The organism is Brunnivagina elsteri CCALA 953 (assembly GCF_002289455.1).
In the GTDB taxonomy this organism is placed as follows: Bacteria; Cyanobacteriota; Cyanobacteriia; order Cyanobacteriales; family Nostocaceae; genus Brunnivagina; species Brunnivagina elsteri.
Genome location: NZ_NTFS01000793.1, coordinates 1 through 1,076 on the forward strand (window position 1 = coordinate 1; position 1,076 = coordinate 1,076).

1 protein-coding gene is annotated in these 1,076 nt (G+C 39.5%); it reads left to right on the forward strand.

The features are described from left to right. A partial coding sequence (locus CK510_RS30715) for a tetratricopeptide repeat protein (RefSeq protein ID WP_143289541.1) occupies positions 1-1,076 on the forward strand: 1,076 nt, incomplete at both ends.

A 1,076-nucleotide genomic window follows, 5' to 3' on the forward strand; every position in this document is an offset into this window, starting at 1 on the left:
ATATCGAAAATGCGATCGCTGCTTATACTGCTGCTTTAACTGTCTACACCAGAGAAGCATTACCTCAATATTGGGCAATGACACAACATAATCTCGCAGTTACTTACTTTGAAAGAATCAAAGGAGACAAGGCAGAGAATATCGAAAATGCCATCGCTGCTTGTAATGCTGCTTTGACTGTCTACATAAGGGAAACTTTACCTCAATATTGGGCAATGACACAAAATAATCTCGCAATTGCCTACACGGAGAGAATCAAAGGAGATAAGGCAGAGAACATCGAAAATGCGATCGCGGCTCATACTGCTGCTTTAACTGTCAAAACCAGGGAAGCTTTACCTATTGATTGGGCAATAACCCAAAATAATCTCGCAGAAGCCTACACGGAGAGAATCAAAGGAGACAAGGCAGAGAACATCGAAAATGCGATCGCATCTTTTACTGCTGCTTTAACTGTCTACACCAGGGAAGCTTTGCCCTATGATTGGGCAACAACGCAAAATAATCTCGCAAATGCTTACAGGGAGAGAATTAAAGGAGACAAGGCAGAGAATATCGAAAATGCGATCGCATCTTTTACTGCTGCCCTGGAAGTATATACTCGTAATGCTTTCCCCGAACAATGGGCAATAACACAAAATAATTTGGGTAATGCCTATAGCGAAAGAATTACAGGAGAGAGGGCAGAAAATCTAGAACTTGCGATCGCTTCTTACAATGCTGCCCTGGAAGTCAGAACTCGCAGCACTTTTCCCGAACAATGGGCAATGATGCGAAATAATCTTGGTAATGCCTACAGCGAGAGAATTTTAGGAGAGAAAGCAGAAAATCTGGAATTGGCGATCGCGTTTTTCCAAAGAGCATTAGAAGTTTATACTCGCAAAGAATTTCCCTTTAAATGGGCAGATGCATGTAACAATATTGCAGATGTATATATTCAGAAAGCACAAGATAAGAATTTAAATCCTATAGATATTTTAAGCTATATTGAATATGCCATTCTTTTCTATAAAGATGCTTTAAATATTTATAATCAAGATGAATTTCCCGACCAATTTGCAATTATTAGAGAACAG